Here is a 16,071-nt window from a genome sequence, read left to right as displayed (position 1 = left end):
ATTTCGGCGATTACTGGGAACACAGTTTGATCATCAGGGATGTCCGAGCTGGGGATCGCTCCACGGCATATCCGCGTTTCATCGCCGGTGAGCGCAACTGCCCTCCCGAGGACTGCGGCGGCATCCCGGGGTTCTACGAAATGCTCGAGGCGAGAAACGATCCGGACCATCCAGATCACGCCGATGTCAGCGAATGGCTCGACGACTACGATCCAGACGAACTCGATGTCTTCCCGATCAACGGCATCCTCGGCCGGATCGCCGCTCGTCGTAACGCCGCAGCAAAACGCATCATCAAACCCAGTGACCGCTAACTGAAACGGGTGCGGCCTTCACCGGATGGATACGCTGAGCGGCAATCTCGCGCATCTTCTCGCGGATCTCAGCATGGTCTGGCAGACGTTCTCGCTTGGCTCGGCTTTGGGCCATGCCCCCGGCATGTCCGTCGCCTGCGCTCTTGGGGGCGGCGCCAACCAGCCCGCAGGCCCGGCGCTGTGAGATCTGGTAATCCCGCATCACGCCGAGCGCTACGTCCCGTCGCTGGCCTGGCGTCGTCAGACTTTTCCCAGGAGGTCCTTGAGAATCGCATTGTCCAGCACGCTTTCCGCCAGCAGCGGTTGGCTGCGCCTCCCTTCGGGTGAGCTTGCTGTTCTCCTCCTCAAGTAATCGCAGGCGCCGCGCCTCCGGAGCCGAAGGCGTGCCCGGCACATACCTCCAAGCCGCCATACTTGGCCTTCAGCTTGTAGAAGGTCGCAGGGCTCAACCCGTGCTTGCGGCAAACCTCGGCAGTCGGCAGCCCAGCCTCCTGCTCCTTGAGCATGCCGATGATCTGCTCCTCGGAAAAACAACTTTTCCTTATTCATCTGCTCCTTCGCTCAGGGCAGACTCTACATCAAATCGAAGGAGCCAGCGGGGGCAGGTCACAGGTCACCGGTTGATCTGATGACGAGTACGGTGCGCATAAAATCTTCCGTTGCGCGACAAACCTACGCAGTCCGATTTAATTGCCGTTGTTGTTGGGCGAAATGACGTTGCCGATGGAAATGGCAGAAAACGCGAGGTTCGTCACTGTGGCGAGAAATTCCCGCAAATCGGCGCCCGGTGCGGTCGAGACATAAACCACATCCTGATTGCGGACCATGAAATCCTGCGCCAAGAAAAAGCTGCGTGCGTCGGACAGATCGAGCCGGTAAACCACCGGGATCCGACCGTCATCGATTGCCGGGGTGGCGGCGCGCTCGGCCGGGCTGAGCGCGTCAGGATCTTCGAGCCGAAATACAAATACGCCGCGGATATTGGCCTTATCGTCGCGCAGCCCTCCCATCCGTGCAAGCGCCTGTGCGAGCGAGATACCGCGACCCTCGAAAGGTATTTCGGCACTACGGGCAACGGCGCCCAAGGCGATGAAACTATAGGGCTGGTGCTGCACGGTCACCACGTCTTCGGGAAGCATCCGGATATTCTGCGCCGGATCGGCGATGATCGCATCAAGCGGCATCGTGGCAGAGGTGCCGCTGCGGCTGACTTGCACCGTCGTCTGGTGCACCGGCGCGCGGGTGCCGCCCGCGCTGGCGATAATATCAAGCAGACGTTCGCCGCGCGGGCCGAGTGGGACGCGGCGGCTCTGCGCGACTTCGCCCAGCACGGTGACAGTGCGCGAATCGTTCTGCGTCAGGCGCACGCTTGCCTGCGGGTCATTGGCACGACCGGTAAGCCTGGCAACGATCATCCGCTCGACCTCGGCGGGGGTGTGCCCGCCTGCCTCGATGCGCCCGGCGAAGGGCACGGTAATCGCCCCCGAGCCATCGACCACCTGCTGCACCACCGTTCGGTTCTGTGCTCCGGCATCCAGCCCCGAGATCACTCCGCCCCCGCCGAACAGTACCGCGGGCGGAGCTTCCCACAGGGTAATGTCGAGAACGTCGCCCGGGCCGATCAACAGATCGCCTGCACCGCTTGTCCCCAGTTTGCGGGCAAGACTGCGCGATTCCTCGAAGGCTGCGACCCGTCTCCAGGTTTCGGGATTGAGATCAACCAGCGCGATCTGGCCGCCGGCATAGGCAGCGCCGTCGATCTTGCGCACCTGCCCCGACGAAGGCCCGGTCGCACCCAAGGTGGTGCAGCCCGTGGCCGCTCCGGCCAGCAGGAGAGCAAGGGCAAGGCGAGGCAGTTCACGGATCATGCGGTTTTGACTTCTCTGGTAGCTTGCGTACCTGGTGATGTGGCGGTAGCCTTGGGGCGCTGTTCGAGAGGGGGTAAGCCTCAACCAAGCCTATTACAGCGGCGATGCAACGGGCCAAGCGCACAAGGGTGAAAGTAACAGATTGCACATAAATATAGCAATGATCCTTGCGAGCGATGATTTACAGATAGCGGTCATACACAACTTTAAGGCGTTTGCGGTAACTCTCTGGACTGAACAGCTCTGCCTGCCGATGTCCGGCTGCGGCGTAATGCTCGCGCAGGCCCGCATCGGCATCCATCGTGCGGATGGCCTGGGTGATCGCCTGGGTGTCATAGGGATCGACCATCAGCGCCGCATCGCCGGCCACTTCGGGCAGTGAAGAGGTGTTGGAACAGATCACCGGGGTCCCCAGCAGCATCGCCTCCAGCACCGGCAGGCCGAAGCCTTCATAGAGCGAGGGGAACATCGCCACCTTGGCCCCACGGATCAGGCTGACGAGCAGCGGGAAGGGGGCATAGGGCATCTGGATGATCCGCTTGCGTGCGCCGCGGCGGCGTTCGAGGCTGCCGTAGACCGTGCCCGTCTCGCCCAGCAACTTCAATTCCTGTTCCGACTTCCACGCCTGCGCGCCGACGATCACCAGCGGGGTTTCGACCTGCGAGGAGAGGTAGGCCTCGATCAGCCGGCCGATGTTCTTCTTAGGCTCGAGCGAGCCCCAGAACAGGAAATAGCCCTTGTAATCGAAGCCCGTCAGCCCCTCGACCTCGCGCGCGACCTGGTCTTCGGGCTTGAAGCGGTATTTGTCGGGGATGCTGACCGACTGGTAGGTGTTGGTGATCCGTTCCGCCGGGATGCCGACGAGATTGATCAGATCCCGCTTCGAGCTTTCCGAAACGGTGACGATGTGATCGGCGCTGCGGCCGAGCTTCTTCATCAGGCGGAAGTAATGCCGCTTCTGGTCGAGCGTGGTGTAGGGCAGGCGCAGCGGCACGACATCGTGCAGGGTGTAGATGTTCGGCCGGCCGCGCACCTTGATGGGCATGGGATAGGTCCAGTGCGCCAGATCGGGCTTGTGCGGCAGACGGACCGCCAGCATGAGCTTCCACAGCCGGTAGACCGCCTGCGCGCGCGAAAACACGTCCGGCGCGTTATAGAGCCGGTCGAATTTCGGCAGTCGCGACTGGAAGGTGCGGGTGATGACTTTGCCCGTCACCGGGATAGGGCGCGCGCCCACCGCCAGCGGCCCCTGCACCGCCTGATAGGCGCGATCGAGCATTTCGAGCCACTTGATCCGCTCGTCCACGGCGGAATCGAAGAAGTAGATCTCGCGCAGCAGATCATTGCGGGTGGCGCTGGCATTGTTACCGTAGAGCACTTGCACCTCGTGCCCGAGATTGGCGATCTCGTAGCTGAGGTTGCGCGCATAGGTTGCAACCCCCGTGCCCTTTTCAAGCCCCAAGTTGTACCCATCAATAAGTATTCGCCCCATAAACGTTTCTTAAATATATAAAATAATTTGCAAAAACATTTGTGTTCTTATACTGTCGTTCACTGTTTACAGATGCTCAGCACATTGAGATCATCTTCTTCGGCGCCGATCTTGATAAATCTACCTGCTCGAGATCGATGGGATCAATTCGGGCCGGTGCAACTTGACAAACTGGGCCGTGCTCCTTCAGTAGCCTGAAGTCTTCATTTGGTCCGGCAAAGCGCTCGCTCTCGGACCCGCCTGCTTGCACGATATAAGGTCGCGGCCCTGTCACACCTGGAACCGTGAGCGCCCCAATACGAGCATAGGTCGCCACCCCGGTGCCGTGCGGGCGGGCGATGTTGTAGGCGTCGATCAGCAGTCTAGCCATGCAGCAGGCCCATCACCTTGTCGGCAAACGCGCGGTTACTGGCGCGACATTCCTCCAGTGCTTCGGGATAGCGCCGGGCCAGCGGCTCGAAACGTTGCCAGTCGCTCGGATCGCACAGCGGCACAGGGTGCTTCATGCTGTAGAACTTGGAGGACGAAGGAAAGGCGATCACCCGCCGACCTATCAGAGTGGCCCAGTACATCCCATGGAAACTGTCGGTCAGCACCAGATCGCCGCTGGCGAGAAAGGGGATGACCTGTTCGAAAGGCGCCGAATTATCGAGCATCGGTATCCCGGCGGGCAGTGTCGCGGCGCGGGCCGAATTAGTCAGCGTGCCGGTGTGGGCATACATCACCACATCGAACACCGGCTCCGGCGGTTGGTCGAGTTCGGGAGCCATGCAGGAAGCACAGGGCACCCAGTCGTAGCCGCAACCGAAATCGCGCACGCCGATGAGGTCGAAGCCATACCCGCCGAGATCGAGTCCCTGCTTGAGCTTACGCCAATCCCCAACCTGCCAGTTGTTATGTCCTGCCCCCCACAATACGAAGCGGCTTTCCGGCTTTCGGTTCTCGGCGAGGAATTGCAGGCCGCGCCGGAAGAAATCGATCTCCAGCAGGCCGCCCCCGCCGACAATCAGCAATTCGGCATGGCTCAGCCGCTCCTTCCACCCAGCCACTGCCTCCAGTGACGGACTCTCGTCTCGCTTGAAGCCGAGTATTTCCTCTCGTCCAGCCTCGGCCAGTTCAGGAAACCACAGGGTCGGCGCGCACATCAGGTCGCCGATGTTCTTTGTGTTGACCCGGTGATAATTGATGATGCTCGGCACGCGGTTCTCGATAAGCTTGTCAGTAGGGCGCAGTTTGGCCCCGGAAGTTTCAACTCGTCGCGATGAAATCATTGGGCTGCGGGCGGTGCGAGAAGCGCTGGCGATAACCGATCGTCTCATCCACTGCCCAGCGGTCGTTTTCCTGGCTCACGTTGATTGCGCGCAATTGGGCTTGCTTGCATGCCTCGCGCTCCTCGGTCATTGCGCTGCATCGGACCTGCTGTGCCAATGATCGCGGGCGAATCACCGACTTTGCCGCCTCCGCCAGCGCCGCGCGCGTTTCGGGCCAGTCGGTAAAACCCTTGCGGACTATCAGCAGCCAAGGAAGCAGTTCGCGCTCGTCACCCAGTTCCTGCGAGAAGCGTTCAGGTTCTTCTTCCTTAAGAGAAACGTCGGCCATCATCGCCGCTTGGGCGAACCAGTTAGGGTCAATCATCATCGCTTCCTGATGCTGCAAGGATGCTTCGGTAGAAATCGGCCACGTCGCGGGCCATCACTGCCTCGGAGTAGCGGGCGAGGAAGACGGCATGGCTGGTCTCCGCAAGTCGACCGAGCGCCGCACGGTCACCCGCCAGCGCGCCAAGCCGCTGCACCGCTCCGTTCACGAAAGCTTCGTCATCGTCGAAAAGGAAGCCCGAGACGCCCTCTTCTACCACCTCGGCCAGCCCGCCTTGCGCCAGTGCCAGCACCGGCGTGGCGGCAGACATCGCCTCGATCGCAACGAGGCCGAAGGATTCGAACCGGCTCGGCATCATCACAAGGTCTGCCTTGTAATAGAGCCGTTCAAGCGTAGCCCGATCGACCTCGCCATGAAAGTGCACAGACGGATCGCGAGGGGCATCAATGCCGTGCTCCGACTTGATCCGCTCAAGTAAGGCGGTATCGGGCGTCGCTCCGGCGAAATCGAAGCAAAAGCGCGAATCGCCGCGCAGCTGCGCTGCGACCCTCAGCGCCAGATCATAGCCCTTGCGCAGCTCAAACCGTCCGGCAAACAGCACGCGTAGCGGCTCGCCATTGCTCTGGCGGGTCAGCTTGTCCTCAAGCGTGACACCCAGTCGGGCAAGTATATCCGGAGTTCCATGTGGGACGATCCGCACCCGATCGCCAAGTGCTACGCCATATTCGCTTTCGATCTGATCGATGACCGCGCGGCTGTTGGCCAGGATATGCGGCGCGCGTTCCAGCGCTGCCCGCTCAGCCTCGATCATCGGCTCGACAAAGCTGCGCCCGTAGATGATGCGTGAGGTCCATTCGGGCTTGAACGGTCGGGCCAGGGCGTAGGTCGTGTGCAGGCTCAGCACGCTCGTCACCTCGGGATCGTCGAGCACCGGCAATGCCTCGAGATCCCAGATCGGGAAGGACACCAGATCGATCCCAAAGGTCTTGAGGAACGCAATTTCACGCATCACTCCGGCCATCCAGTCGGCCACTCCGCTGCGCGGCACACGATAGTTCGCGGCGAGTGCGTCCGCGTCCTCCGGCGCTGCGGCAATACGGTGGAACCAGATGCCGTCGACAAAACGGCGGCTGGGCAGATCGCGGGCACGGGTGATGATGTGGACCGCCACGCCTGCGTCGCGCAGCCCTTCGGCGAGCAGCATCGTCCAGCGGGCGATCCCCGCCTCGTTGTCGGGCGGCAGACCCTGAGAGACCAGCACCACCCGCAACGGGCGCCGCCCCTCGGAAGCAAGGAATGCACCTGGCGCGGAGTCGGGCACCATGTCTCCGCGGGTCTTGCGTTCGAGCCGCGCGCGGCTGCTCGCTTCCATCCCCGCCTCGATCCCGGCCTCCACGTCACTGTCGAGCGCCCGGCGATGGTGCGAGGAAATCTCGCCATGTTCCTCGAGCCAGGCGTTGGCGCGCAGCAATTCGGCGCGATAATCCTGCAGCGCTTGCGCGACCTTGCCATAGCCTTCGGTGCGACCGTGGTGATTGATGAAATAGGTCTTGCTGACCACCGACGGATAGAGCGTTTTGGGCTTGCGCGTGCTGGAGCGGATGTGGCTGGCGGCGAACTGGTGGAAGATCAGCGCCGCCGGTTCGTAGACCACTTTCCACCCGGCATCGACCATCCGAAGGCAGACATCGGTCTCGTCCAGCAGATAGGCGAAGGTGTGATCGAACCCGCCGATCTCGCGCAGCGCCGCCATGCGGAAGCTGGAATTGGTGCCCAGCAGGCTGGGATAGAGCGGGGTGCCTGGCCAGTTGAGCACCCGTTCGTCAAAGGAGTCCGCCGGGAAATGGGCATTGCCAAACCGGTCGCATACCGTCTTGCGTACCTGCCAGCGAACCCCGGTATTATCCACCGTAAAGCCGCCCACCCCGCCGATCGCAGGATCGGCGAAATTGCGAACCAGATAACGCAGCCAGTGGGGATGCGGCACCGCATCGTCGTCGAGAAAGGCGACGATCTCTCCCGCCGCACCTGCGATCCCGACATTGCGTGAGACGGACAGGTTAGGCACGTCGCAGCGCAGGTGCTTGATCCGTCCCCGCCAGCGCGCCAGCACGTCTTCCGAATGGTCGGTCGACGGGCCGTTGACCACCACCAGCTCGAACTTTGGATAGTCGAGTTGCATCACACCGGTGATCGCATCATCGAGGAGGTCGGCTCGGTTGAGAGTGTTGATCACCACCGAAACCGGCGGCGATTTTTCATCGGAAAGAAATTGGGTCACAACTCTTCCTCTCGAACCAATTCAAGCCAAGGCCGATTAGCGCGTTCGAAGCGGGCGTCTCGGATCATTGCTGCCACCAATTCGTCAATGGTGCTGTAGCGCCGAAGGAAGCTTACAAGATCATCGTCGTCCATGCCTGACGCGCCCCACAACATACGGGCGTAGGCGAGCACATCCGGCCGGCCCGGCACTTGGCGGGGCTGCGGTCCGGCCTCGAAATGCCGGATCGGATGGCGATGTTCGGGAATCCACTGCCGCGCCAGCACGAAGCGCAGATGCGTATCCACATCCTGCGGCGCCGCGCCCAGCGCGCACGCCGTGCGGTAGGCGATCTCGGCGGCGACGAAGCGTTCCTGCTCCTTCGCCATGTGCCCCAGCTGGACCCAGTAGCTCCTTTCATATGGGTAGAGATTAAGTGCAGCGGCATAGGCAGCCTCTGCTTCGATCCAGTTGCGCTGGTCGCGTGCCCGGTCGCCGCGTTCGACAAACTCGCGGAAGCGCGGGTCTGTCAGTGCCGCTACCTGCGAAGTTTCGATAAGCTCAAGGCGGCTGTTGCATGAGATCGTCAGCACCCTCGCTGCCCTTGCATCAGTGGCATCAGCCTGTGCTGCACCACGCCTTGGGATATTGAACATCTCCTTGCCCCCCTTTTTCATAAAATGTCTTTACGACCAACTCGTGAATCAACTACGGCTCAACCCTCGACACGGGCAAAATCAACACACACCAACCAATCCTCGCCCAAACGCTGGGTCTCGGCCATTTCACGGGTCAGCGGCTTCACGGTGCTGTCGAAATCGAGGAAACCGATTTCACCTGTACCGAAGGCGGCCACGACATCATCCCAACTATATCCGCGTTTGAAGTTCACTTCGCACACGACCTTGGGGTGGAATTTCTCCAGCACCGGATGCAGATGTTCGAGCACCGCGAGTTCCGCGCCTTCGACGTCGATCTTGATGAAATCGACCCGCGCGAAGCTGTCAGGATCGATACGGCCCAGCTCCACCTCGCTGATACTGCCGTGGGCGGCGAGCCATTCGGGATTTTCCTTCGCGTCGATAAACCGACCGTTCTTCGGCTCGCCCGTAGGGACGAAGAAGGCCCGTTTGCCGATCTCTCCCGGCCCGGCCAGCGCGACATTGCGTGCATCAATGCGACCTTCAAAGCCGTTGACGGCAACACTGGCTGAAAGACAGCGGAATACCTCGGGATTGGGTTCGATCGCCACCACCCGGCCTTCCGGACCGACAAGGTCGGCGGCGAGGACGGTATAATAGCCGAGGTTCGCGCCGATATCGATTACCGTATTGCCGGGCTGGATCGCTTCGGCAAAGTGGCGGGTGAGCCAGAACTCCCAATATCCTTCAAAGATCATATGCGGCGAGAAGCCGACATCATCACCGATAACGAACAGCTTCAGCCCACCGAGCACCCGGCACAGCAGGGTGCCTTTGCCAAGATACTGGCTGCGAGTGCGCGCGATAAAAAATTCTTCGGCAGCTGGTCTGCTCTGTCTGAGAAGCAGCGATCGGAGTTGGCTCATGCGCTTGTCACCTCTGCTGATGTTAATGCCGGCAACGACCAGCCAGCGAACCCGCCGGCGCGGCGCAGGGCAGCAAGTGGCTGCTCGCCCTGCTCGAGTGCAACGTCGAACGCTTCCTGCCTCGCACCCGCGAGCCGGACGAGATCCTCGCGCCACTCGCGGCGCGCTGCGGCATCGCCCGGAACGACGGCAATGGCTTCGGGCAATGCAGCCGGTTTCGCATCGCTGTTCTGCTCGGCCAGCATCATCGCCAGGACGTCTTCCATACTGTGCCCTGCACGCAGCAGTGCAAGGGCCGCATCGTCGCTCAGCGGCCCGCAGCCGGCGAGCGCCGACAGCAGCGCAAGATCAGTGTAGCCCGGCGGCTGCCGTCGTGTCTCTCCGCCGTCCGGCGAAGCGACAGGTACCGAAGGAACCGCGTTGCCGGTCCGCTCGACCGCAGCGATGAAAGGCGCCAGCGCCCGCACCGGTTCCCCGAAGGCGCAGGCAGTACGATAGGCGATCTCGGCCCGCACGAGCCGCCCCTGTTCGCGCGCGACATGGCCGAACTGCACCCAGTAGCTGCGTTCGTAGGGATGGAGGGTGAGCGCGGCGGCATAACCTGCTTCGGCCGCAGCCCAGTCATGCCGGTCACGCGCGGCGTCGGCCTGCCGCACGAGAGCCATGAAATGCTCGTCCTCGTGCGCGACGCGGCGCAGCGAGTCGATCGCGGTCAACCGGCGCGAGAATGGCTGGGCCACGGCCCGCAGGCCTTTGCCCACCCGCATTTGCGCGAGGAAATGGTCATGGGCGGTTTCGAAATCGTCGAACGTGGCCATCCGTCCGGAATCAATCACTGCCCAGCGATTGCAATGATCGCGCAGATAGCCAGGGTCATGCGAGATAATCATCATCGCACGATCACCGCGCTTGTCGAACAACTCGTAATTGCAACGCTCGTGGAAGCGTGCATCGCCGACCGCGGCGATCTCGTCGATCAGGAAGCAGTCGAACTCGATTATCATCGAGATCGCGAAAGCAAGCCGAGCCCGCATCCCCGAGGAATAGGTCATCACCGGCTCGCGCAGATACTGCCCGAGTTCGGCGAATTCCTCGACGAACGCGAGGTTGTGCTCCGGATCCTGGGCGTAGAGCCGACTGATGAAGCGAACATTGTCGACCCCGGTGAGCTGCGCCTGAAACGCCCCGCCGAAGGCCAACGGCCACGACACCGACATCCCGCGCGTGATCCGGCCCGCCGTCGGTCGCTCGGCACCACTGACCAGCCGGATCAAGGTGGACTTGCCCGCACCGTTGCGGCCCAGCACCCCGAGCCGTTCGCCCTTGGCGAGCGTAAAGCTGATATCGTCCAGCACACGCTTCGGCCCGGTGCGGGTGCGGTAAACCTTGGTGATATTTTCGACAGTGATCATTGCGGGGTCAGTCGTTTTTCCACCCAGCGCACCACGATCAGCGCGGCGACCGACAGCACGAGCGAACACACCAGCACATAGCCGGGATTGTAAATCGCCTGAACCTTGGAGCCAAAGAATCCCTCGCGGATCATTTCCACCCCGTGAACCATCGGGATATAAAGAACGATTTCCCGCGCGAAGGGCGGCAGGGCCGACACGAGGAAGGCAGCACCCGACAGGGGAAACATCAGGTAGGACATCGGGTGCCAGAACTTATCGACCAGTTCATATTCGTGGCTCAGCGCGCCAAGGGTGATCGCCAGCACAGCGCCGAACCATGCAATCATCATCCAGCCTGCGGCGACCTTCAGGAAATCTTCCGGCGGTTCAAGCCAGCCGCTCAGGATGAACACCAGCGAAAGCGTGAAGAACGAGATCGTCGCGCCGGAAAACTCGATCATGATCCGCGCGATGTAGATGTCCAGCGCGCGGATATTGCGGTGGTACATGAGCGATAGATTGCCCTCCAGCGCACCGATGCAGCGTCCGGGCATGTTTCGCCACAACAGCACGCTGGAATAGCCGGTCAACGCGAAGGCGACGATCGGAAGGTCACTGCCGTGGACCGACTTGGTGGCGGTCCACAGCGCTGTCACGCCGAGCGTGAACATCATCGGTTCGACGAACAGCCACAGGAAGCCGATATTGTGCCGCCCGTAACGCGTCAGCAATTCGCGCACCAACAGCGCTGCCAGCACCCGGCGCTGAACCTTGAGACTGTTTACGAGCGAAGGCTGCACGATGCTGGCCATGCCTAGTCCCTGTGTTCGCGGATGCCAACCAGCAGCATCGAGGCGACGCCCCAGGCCAGCAAGCCTAGCACGAAGGTGGCGAGGATGTTGCGTAACCGGCGCGGAAAGGCAGCATCATCAGGCAGGCTCGGCTCTGAAATCCGTTCGACATAGGCCTGCTTGCGACGCGCCTCAGCCTGCGCCTCCTGATAGGCGGACAGCGAGGTGGTAAGCTGCCTTTCGGCATATTCTGAAGCGAGCTTTAGATCCTGATAACGCGCAGAGGCGGATGATAGGGAACCGCGCCCGCCGGCCAGCTTTGCGGTCTGCTCGGCAATCTCGCGTTCGAGGTTCCGGACCTGAGTGCGCAGGTAAGGGATCTGCGAGGCTTCCGGAGTATAAGTCTGCATCTGCAACAGCTGGGTTTGCGCTGCAATCAACTGGTCCTGAAGCTTGGAGATCATTTGCAGTCCGGCGCTGACCTGCAGTTCCGGATCGATCACGCCCTCACTATTCCGGAAGTTGGCAAGTGCCAGCGCCGCCGTCTGTGCCTGAGAGCGCGCGCGAGCGAGTTCGGCTTCGGCAAAGGCGATGGCATCACGCCGTGCACGGCTAGACAGGGCGTTGACCAGCTCTTCAGACTTTTCGAGCAGCCGCCGGTTGATTGCCTGCGCGCTTCGGGGATCGAAGGATCGCACGGTCAGCACGGTCACCGCTGTGCCTGGTGACTCCTCGGCCGCTACCATGTCGCGATAAAATTCGAACAGATCCTCGCTGGTATCCGCCCCCAATACGCCGAAACGGTCAAACCAGAAGATCGAAGTATTGCCCCAAGCGCGCTCGGCGTAGCCGTCCGCGTTGACCGCCGCCAAAGCCTGCCGGGATTTGAGGAATTCGCTCACCGCTTCGCTTTCCTCGCTGGCGCCGACCAGGCTCCCGCCACTCAGCACCACGCCCAGCGGCGACAAATTGGGTTTCGAGGGGCTACGCACGATGAAGCGACTTTCCGACACATAAACGTCGCTGGCGAAGAGGCCGAAATACAGGCTGGCGATGAAGGTCGGTAAAATCACCAGCACCGCAAAAAGCGGGTTAATGGCCTTCAGCCGCCCCAGCAGGCTGTGTCGCGCGGCAGTGGCATCCTCCCCCGGGATATCCACGCGCCGCGGATCGGCAATCGGGTCCATCCGGCTCATTGCATCGCTCCTGCGCGCAGGCGGTATGCGCCCTGCGCGGCATGGGTTCCGGCAGCAGCGCGCAGCAGCCCTGCCACCGCGCCGGCATAGGGAAGATCGGCCAACCAGTCCTCGACCAGCCTGAAGTGATCGCGCCAGTCGGGCGCACGATAGGAGTCCAACGCAGCCAGCTGGCGCCTCCGCTCAGGGCCATTGGCGCAAAATTCGTCGATCCGCCCGATCCACGCCTCAGTCGCAGCAGAATTTACAAAAGTCGGGATGCCTGCACCGACTTCGCGGAACGCGGGAATATCGCTGGCGATGACCGGTACGCCTAACCCCAGCGCCTCGACCACGGGCAGGCCGAAACCCTCCGCCAACGACGGGGCGAGCAGCGCGGTGGCAGAGCACAAGTGTCGCACGATCCCCACATCTGAGCAGTCGCCGATCACCTGCACGAAGCGTCGCAGCCGTCGATCAGCGAGATAGCGCCGCCGCACGTCCTGAGATCCCGTGCCCCAGCGTCCGATCAGGGTCAGTCGCGGCGCGGCTTCGCCGTCTCGAGCAATCAACCTGTCCCAGATATCGAGCAGCAGCATGTGGTTCTTGCGCGGTTCGATTGTGCCAACACAAACGAAGGTCGCCCGCTGCCGATGCCGCGCCGTCGCCGGGTGCACCGAAGGCAGTTCCGGCGCGCCCAGCGGGGCGCAGAGAATCGGCGGCGGGGCAAGACCGCGGGTGCGAATATAGGCATCGAGTGCGCGCGCAGTGGTGTGCGAATTGGCGATGATGCCGCTTGCTGCCTCGAGCGCGCGGCGGACCCGACCGGCATGACGGCGGGTCTTGTGCGGTGTGGTGAAGTGCGGATGCTCGATCGGAATGAGGTCATGGACAAGATAGACCGAGCGTACGCCGCTGGCCTGGACCCAGTCGAAATGGCGGTCGAGATCGAAATCGGTGTGCGAAACATTAAGATAGATCGCGCCGTACGCATCGGCGCGAGCGCGACCGGCTGTCCCGATCACCGCCGCCAGCCCCACAAAGCGCCTGCGAAAGGCACTGTGTGGAGCTTCAAGCATGGCGAACAGGCTATCCGACTGGTCGCGGTCGAGCACGCGTGCGCGCCCGCGCAACTGCACCACCGCCTGCGCACGCGACGCGAAATGGGCGCGATAGGCATCGCAGACCCGATCGATTCCGGTCGGCGTCAAGCCCAACCAGCGCTGCGCGACCATGCGCGTGCAATCGAGCAGGAAGGGCCGCTCGATACTCATGGTACCACCGTGGAGGGTGCCGTCGGCTTAGCCAGCGGAAGGAACGCAGGCGCCATGCTTTCTGCGAGCGCGAGCATTGCCGGATCGTCGACATCAATCCACCATTGGCCGGTGACATCGACCGTGTCCGCCAGACCGCGATCGGCAAGGCGCTGCATGCCTTCAGAAAGGCTTCCCGCCGCGCCTTCACCCACCGCTTCGGCAATCGCTTCGGCGAGATCGGGGGTGGCGATAAAGGCGCCGCAATCGACCGCGTCAAAGCGGGTGAGATGCTTGCCTATCCGTGCGATCCGGCCATTGGCGTGGCAGCGCACCCAGGTGGCATCTTCAGGATCGATAGTCGGCCCCGTCACGTCGCGATCAATCGCCAGCGCCGCGCCGCGAGTGCGGCCCATGTCCTTGACCAGCTGTTGCAACAACCCGTCGGCGAAGATGTGATCGGCCATCATCAGCAAATAATTGCCTTCGATCCGCGCCGCGCCCGCCAACACCGAATGGCCGTTGGGGCGCGACCAATCGGCGATCCGGCAGGCTTCAATGCTCACGCCGGTGCGATCGGCGATGCCCTCCAGACGCGCCTCGACCTCGGCGGCGCGGTGGCCGGTCACTACCACCGCGTGGGTGATGCCCGCAAGCGACGCCTGCTGCACCGACCATTCCAGCAAACATATGCCTGCAACCGGTACCAGCGGCTTGGGCACGGCAAGGGCTGCGATGCGGCTGCCATACCCGGCGGCAAGGATCAGCGCATTCATCAGCGGCTTGGCAGGAGAGGTTGAGCGGGACAGGTTGGCGAGGTCATGGGTTATTCGGCGGCGTCAAGCTGCGGCAGATGGGGCAGGGCCCGCGACGCGAGCAGACAGAGCGCGGCCTCCTCGGCCATTTGCTGGGGCGGATGCTTGCAGAAATAGGCGCTTTCAGCGATCAGCGCGCCGCCCTCGCCGCGATCGCGGGCGAGCTTGCAGAAACGGATCGCATCCATCGCGCAGGCCGCGGCGTTGGGGCTGTCCTCGACCGAAAGGCGCAGTTCGAGGTTCATCGGCACCCGGCCCCAGCCGGTGCCTTCAATCCGCATGAAAGCGATCTTGTTGTCCTTCTGCCATGGCACATATTCCGACGGACCGACGCGGATGTTCTCGTCCTCCAGCCGCTGCGCGAGGGCGGCTTGCACCGCCTCGGTCTTGGACAGCTTCTTGCGGGTCAGCCGACCGGCATCGAGCATGTTCATGAAGTCGGTATTGCCGCCGGTGTTGAGCTGGTAGGTTCGCTCCACCGTGACCCCGCGGGCCGAGAACAGGCTGGAGAGCATCCGGTGGATGATTGTCGCACCGACCTGTGCCTTGATGTCGTCGCCCACGATCGGCAAGCCGCGCTGACGGAAGCGCGCTTCCCATGCGGGATCGCTGGCGATGAAAACGGGAATGGCATTGACCACGCCAACCCCGGCTTCGAGCGCGCAGTCCATGTAGAACTCGCTTGCCGCCTGCGACCCAACAGGCAGGAAGTTGATCAGCACGTCGACCCGTTCCTGCCGAAGCGCGGCGACAATATCGGACTTGCCCGGCTGCGGCAGATCGGCGGGCTGAAACCCGCGCTCGCCTGCCTGGGTCATATGCGGGGCCACCCCGTCGAGGATACGGCCCATGATTACCCGCGCCTCGGTGGGCGGCAAATCTCGTTCGAACGCCTGAGTGTTGTTGGGGGCGGCGAAGATCGCCTCGGCGAGCGGGAGGCCGACCTTGCGGGCGTCGACATCAATGCCGAGTACGAATTCGACATCGCCGGGACGGTAGGGGCCGATGTCCAAGTGGATGAGGCCGGTCACATCGCCGGTACGACGATAATAAGCTGTGCCTTGCACCAGAGCACTGGCGCAATTACCGACACCTACTATTGCCACTCGAATCCCGTTCTTCATATCGAATCCCGTTCTTTATAACCCTCCAATGCTGGGATAACCCTTCAATGCAAACCAAGCAATCCTTGAGCCTAGCACTACTTTGGCAGAAGTGCATTTTCTGGATTCCCAAGAGTCGCTTATGGTGATTCATATGGTGCCAGCTTTTGGAGGCTGGCGATGGCGGATGGTTGGCGGGATGAGCTGACGGAGTGGCTTGCGCCCTTTGTGAGGATGTTGGGCGATCGGCGCAGGGCGCGGATGTGCCCGGCCTATGTTGAGGGGTTGATCGGCCCTGGTGACCGCAAGAGTGTGCAGCCGATGGCGATGCGTGCGCCGGGGATCGGCTATGATCAGCTGCACCATTTTATCGGTGGTGCCCTGTGGGACAGCGCGCCACTGGAGGAGGAACTCTGTCGGCAGGCCGATGCGCTTGTCGGTGG

General features: G+C 62.3%; 15 protein-coding genes and 2 pseudogenes. 2 read left to right on the top strand and 15 right to left on the bottom strand.

What is annotated here, in order from left to right; genetic code table 11:
- A partial coding sequence (locus G524_RS15860) for a plasmid pRiA4b ORF-3 family protein (RefSeq protein ID WP_036857888.1) occupies positions 1-314 on the top strand: 314 nt, incomplete at its 5' end.
- Positions 315-345: 31 nt separating this feature from the next.
- Here G524_RS15860 and G524_RS17245 read toward each other — a convergent pair.
- The 15 genes and pseudogenes from G524_RS17245 to G524_RS0111685 form a co-directional block, all read right to left on the bottom strand.
- Positions 346-859 (bottom strand): annotated as a pseudogene (locus G524_RS17245) (transposase); the annotation flags it as partial.
- Between the two features lie 141 nt (positions 860-1,000).
- Positions 1,001-2,113 carry a polysaccharide biosynthesis/export family protein gene (locus G524_RS0111745; protein WP_169447849.1) on the bottom strand — a complete coding sequence of 371 codons (1,113 nt, stop codon included), beginning with the start codon at positions 2,111-2,113 and terminating at the stop codon, positions 1,001-1,003.
- 250 nt (positions 2,114-2,363) lie between these two features.
- Positions 2,364-3,674 (bottom strand): glycosyltransferase family 4 protein, encoded by a 1,311-nt coding sequence (locus tag G524_RS0111740; RefSeq protein WP_027443876.1) that lies wholly within the window; start codon positions 3,672-3,674, stop codon positions 2,364-2,366.
- Between the two features lie 76 nt (positions 3,675-3,750).
- Complete coding sequence (locus G524_RS16875) at positions 3,751-4,044, bottom strand: hypothetical protein (RefSeq protein ID WP_156894085.1); 294 nt, start codon at positions 4,042-4,044, stop codon at positions 3,751-3,753.
- The gene (locus tag G524_RS0111735; RefSeq protein WP_156894084.1) at positions 4,037-4,873 is read right to left on the bottom strand and encodes a glycosyltransferase family protein; all 837 of its coding nucleotides are present in this window, start codon (positions 4,871-4,873) and stop codon (positions 4,037-4,039) included. The genes G524_RS16875 and G524_RS0111735 overlap by 8 nt, the downstream gene beginning before the upstream one ends.
- A gap of 49 nt (positions 4,874-4,922) precedes the next feature.
- A complete protein-coding gene (locus tag G524_RS15850; protein ID WP_036857886.1) occupies positions 4,923-5,312 on the bottom strand; it encodes a hypothetical protein in 390 nt (129 codons plus the stop codon).
- Positions 5,302-7,551 (bottom strand): glycosyltransferase, encoded by a 2,250-nt coding sequence (locus G524_RS16385; RefSeq protein ID WP_051221193.1) that lies wholly within the window; start codon positions 7,549-7,551, stop codon positions 5,302-5,304. Before G524_RS16385 ends, G524_RS15850 begins: the two co-directional genes overlap by 11 nt.
- Positions 7,548-8,207 (bottom strand): hypothetical protein, encoded by a 660-nt coding sequence (locus tag G524_RS0111720; RefSeq protein WP_027443874.1) that lies wholly within the window; start codon positions 8,205-8,207, stop codon positions 7,548-7,550. Before G524_RS0111720 ends, G524_RS16385 begins: the two co-directional genes overlap by 4 nt.
- 38 nt (positions 8,208-8,245) lie before the next feature.
- Positions 8,246-9,097: an FkbM family methyltransferase gene (locus G524_RS16380; RefSeq protein WP_084625169.1), complete on the bottom strand. Its 852-nt coding sequence runs from the start codon at positions 9,095-9,097 to the stop codon at positions 8,246-8,248.
- Entirely contained in the window at positions 9,094-10,509 is a 1,416-nt protein-coding gene (locus G524_RS17380) for an ATP-binding cassette domain-containing protein (protein ID WP_084625168.1), read from the bottom strand. The genes G524_RS16380 and G524_RS17380 overlap by 4 nt, the downstream gene beginning before the upstream one ends.
- Entirely contained in the window at positions 10,506-11,303 is a 798-nt protein-coding gene (locus tag G524_RS0111705) for an ABC transporter permease (RefSeq protein WP_027443873.1), read from the bottom strand. The genes G524_RS17380 and G524_RS0111705 overlap by 4 nt, the downstream gene beginning before the upstream one ends.
- Positions 11,304-11,305: 2 nt before the next feature.
- On the bottom strand, positions 11,306-12,478 hold the full coding sequence (locus G524_RS0111700) for a KpsE/RkpR family capsule polysaccharide export protein (RefSeq protein WP_245561362.1): 1,173 nt from the start codon (positions 12,476-12,478) through the stop codon (positions 11,306-11,308).
- A complete protein-coding gene (locus G524_RS15830; protein ID WP_051221190.1) occupies positions 12,475-13,731 on the bottom strand; it encodes a glycosyltransferase family 4 protein in 1,257 nt (418 codons plus the stop codon). Before G524_RS15830 ends, G524_RS0111700 begins: the two co-directional genes overlap by 4 nt.
- Positions 13,728-14,486, bottom strand: a complete 759-nt coding sequence (locus tag G524_RS15825) for a phosphocholine cytidylyltransferase family protein (protein ID WP_051221188.1) — start codon at positions 14,484-14,486, stop codon at positions 13,728-13,730. Before G524_RS15825 ends, G524_RS15830 begins: the two co-directional genes overlap by 4 nt.
- A gap of 50 nt (positions 14,487-14,536) precedes the next feature.
- Entirely contained in the window at positions 14,537-15,649 is a 1,113-nt protein-coding gene (locus G524_RS0111685) for an inositol-3-phosphate synthase (RefSeq protein WP_027443871.1), read from the bottom strand.
- A gap of 133 nt (positions 15,650-15,782) precedes the next feature.
- Between G524_RS0111685 and G524_RS0111680 the strand changes: the two are divergent.
- Positions 15,783-16,071 (top strand): annotated as a pseudogene (locus G524_RS0111680) (transposase); the annotation flags it as partial.

Source organism: Erythrobacter cryptus DSM 12079 (assembly GCF_000422985.1).
In the GTDB taxonomy this organism is placed as follows: domain Bacteria; phylum Pseudomonadota; class Alphaproteobacteria; order Sphingomonadales; family Sphingomonadaceae; genus Erythrobacter; species Erythrobacter cryptus.
Note: the sequence above shows the minus strand (reverse complement) of the source record. Positions and strands in the feature narration are given on the sequence as shown.

Coding starts and splice junctions, on each gene's coding strand:
- G524_RS0111740 (WP_027443876.1), bottom strand. CDS start 3,674: ATGGGGCGAATACTTATTGATGGGTACAACTTGGGGCTTGAAAAGGGC.
- G524_RS16875 (WP_156894085.1), bottom strand. CDS start 4,044: ATGGCTAGACTGCTGATCGACGCCTACAACATCGCCCGCCCGCACGGC.
- G524_RS15850 (WP_036857886.1), bottom strand. CDS start 5,312: ATGATGATTGACCCTAACTGGTTCGCCCAAGCGGCGATGATGGCCGAC.
- G524_RS0111720 (WP_027443874.1), bottom strand. CDS start 8,207: ATGAAAAAGGGGGGCAAGGAGATGTTCAATATCCCAAGGCGTGGTGCA.
- G524_RS16380 (WP_084625169.1), bottom strand. CDS start 9,097: ATGAGCCAACTCCGATCGCTGCTTCTCAGACAGAGCAGACCAGCTGCC.
- G524_RS17380 (WP_084625168.1), bottom strand. CDS start 10,509: ATGATCACTGTCGAAAATATCACCAAGGTTTACCGCACCCGCACCGGG.
- G524_RS0111705 (WP_027443873.1), bottom strand. CDS start 11,303: ATGGCCAGCATCGTGCAGCCTTCGCTCGTAAACAGTCTCAAGGTTCAG.
- G524_RS0111700 (WP_245561362.1), bottom strand. CDS start 12,478: ATGAGCCGGATGGACCCGATTGCCGATCCGCGGCGCGTGGATATCCCG.
- G524_RS15830 (WP_051221190.1), bottom strand. CDS start 13,731: ATGAGTATCGAGCGGCCCTTCCTGCTCGATTGCACGCGCATGGTCGCG.
- G524_RS15825 (WP_051221188.1), bottom strand. CDS start 14,486: ATGAATGCGCTGATCCTTGCCGCCGGGTATGGCAGCCGCATCGCAGCC.
- G524_RS0111685 (WP_027443871.1), bottom strand. CDS start 15,649: ATGAAGAACGGGATTCGAGTGGCAATAGTAGGTGTCGGTAATTGCGCC.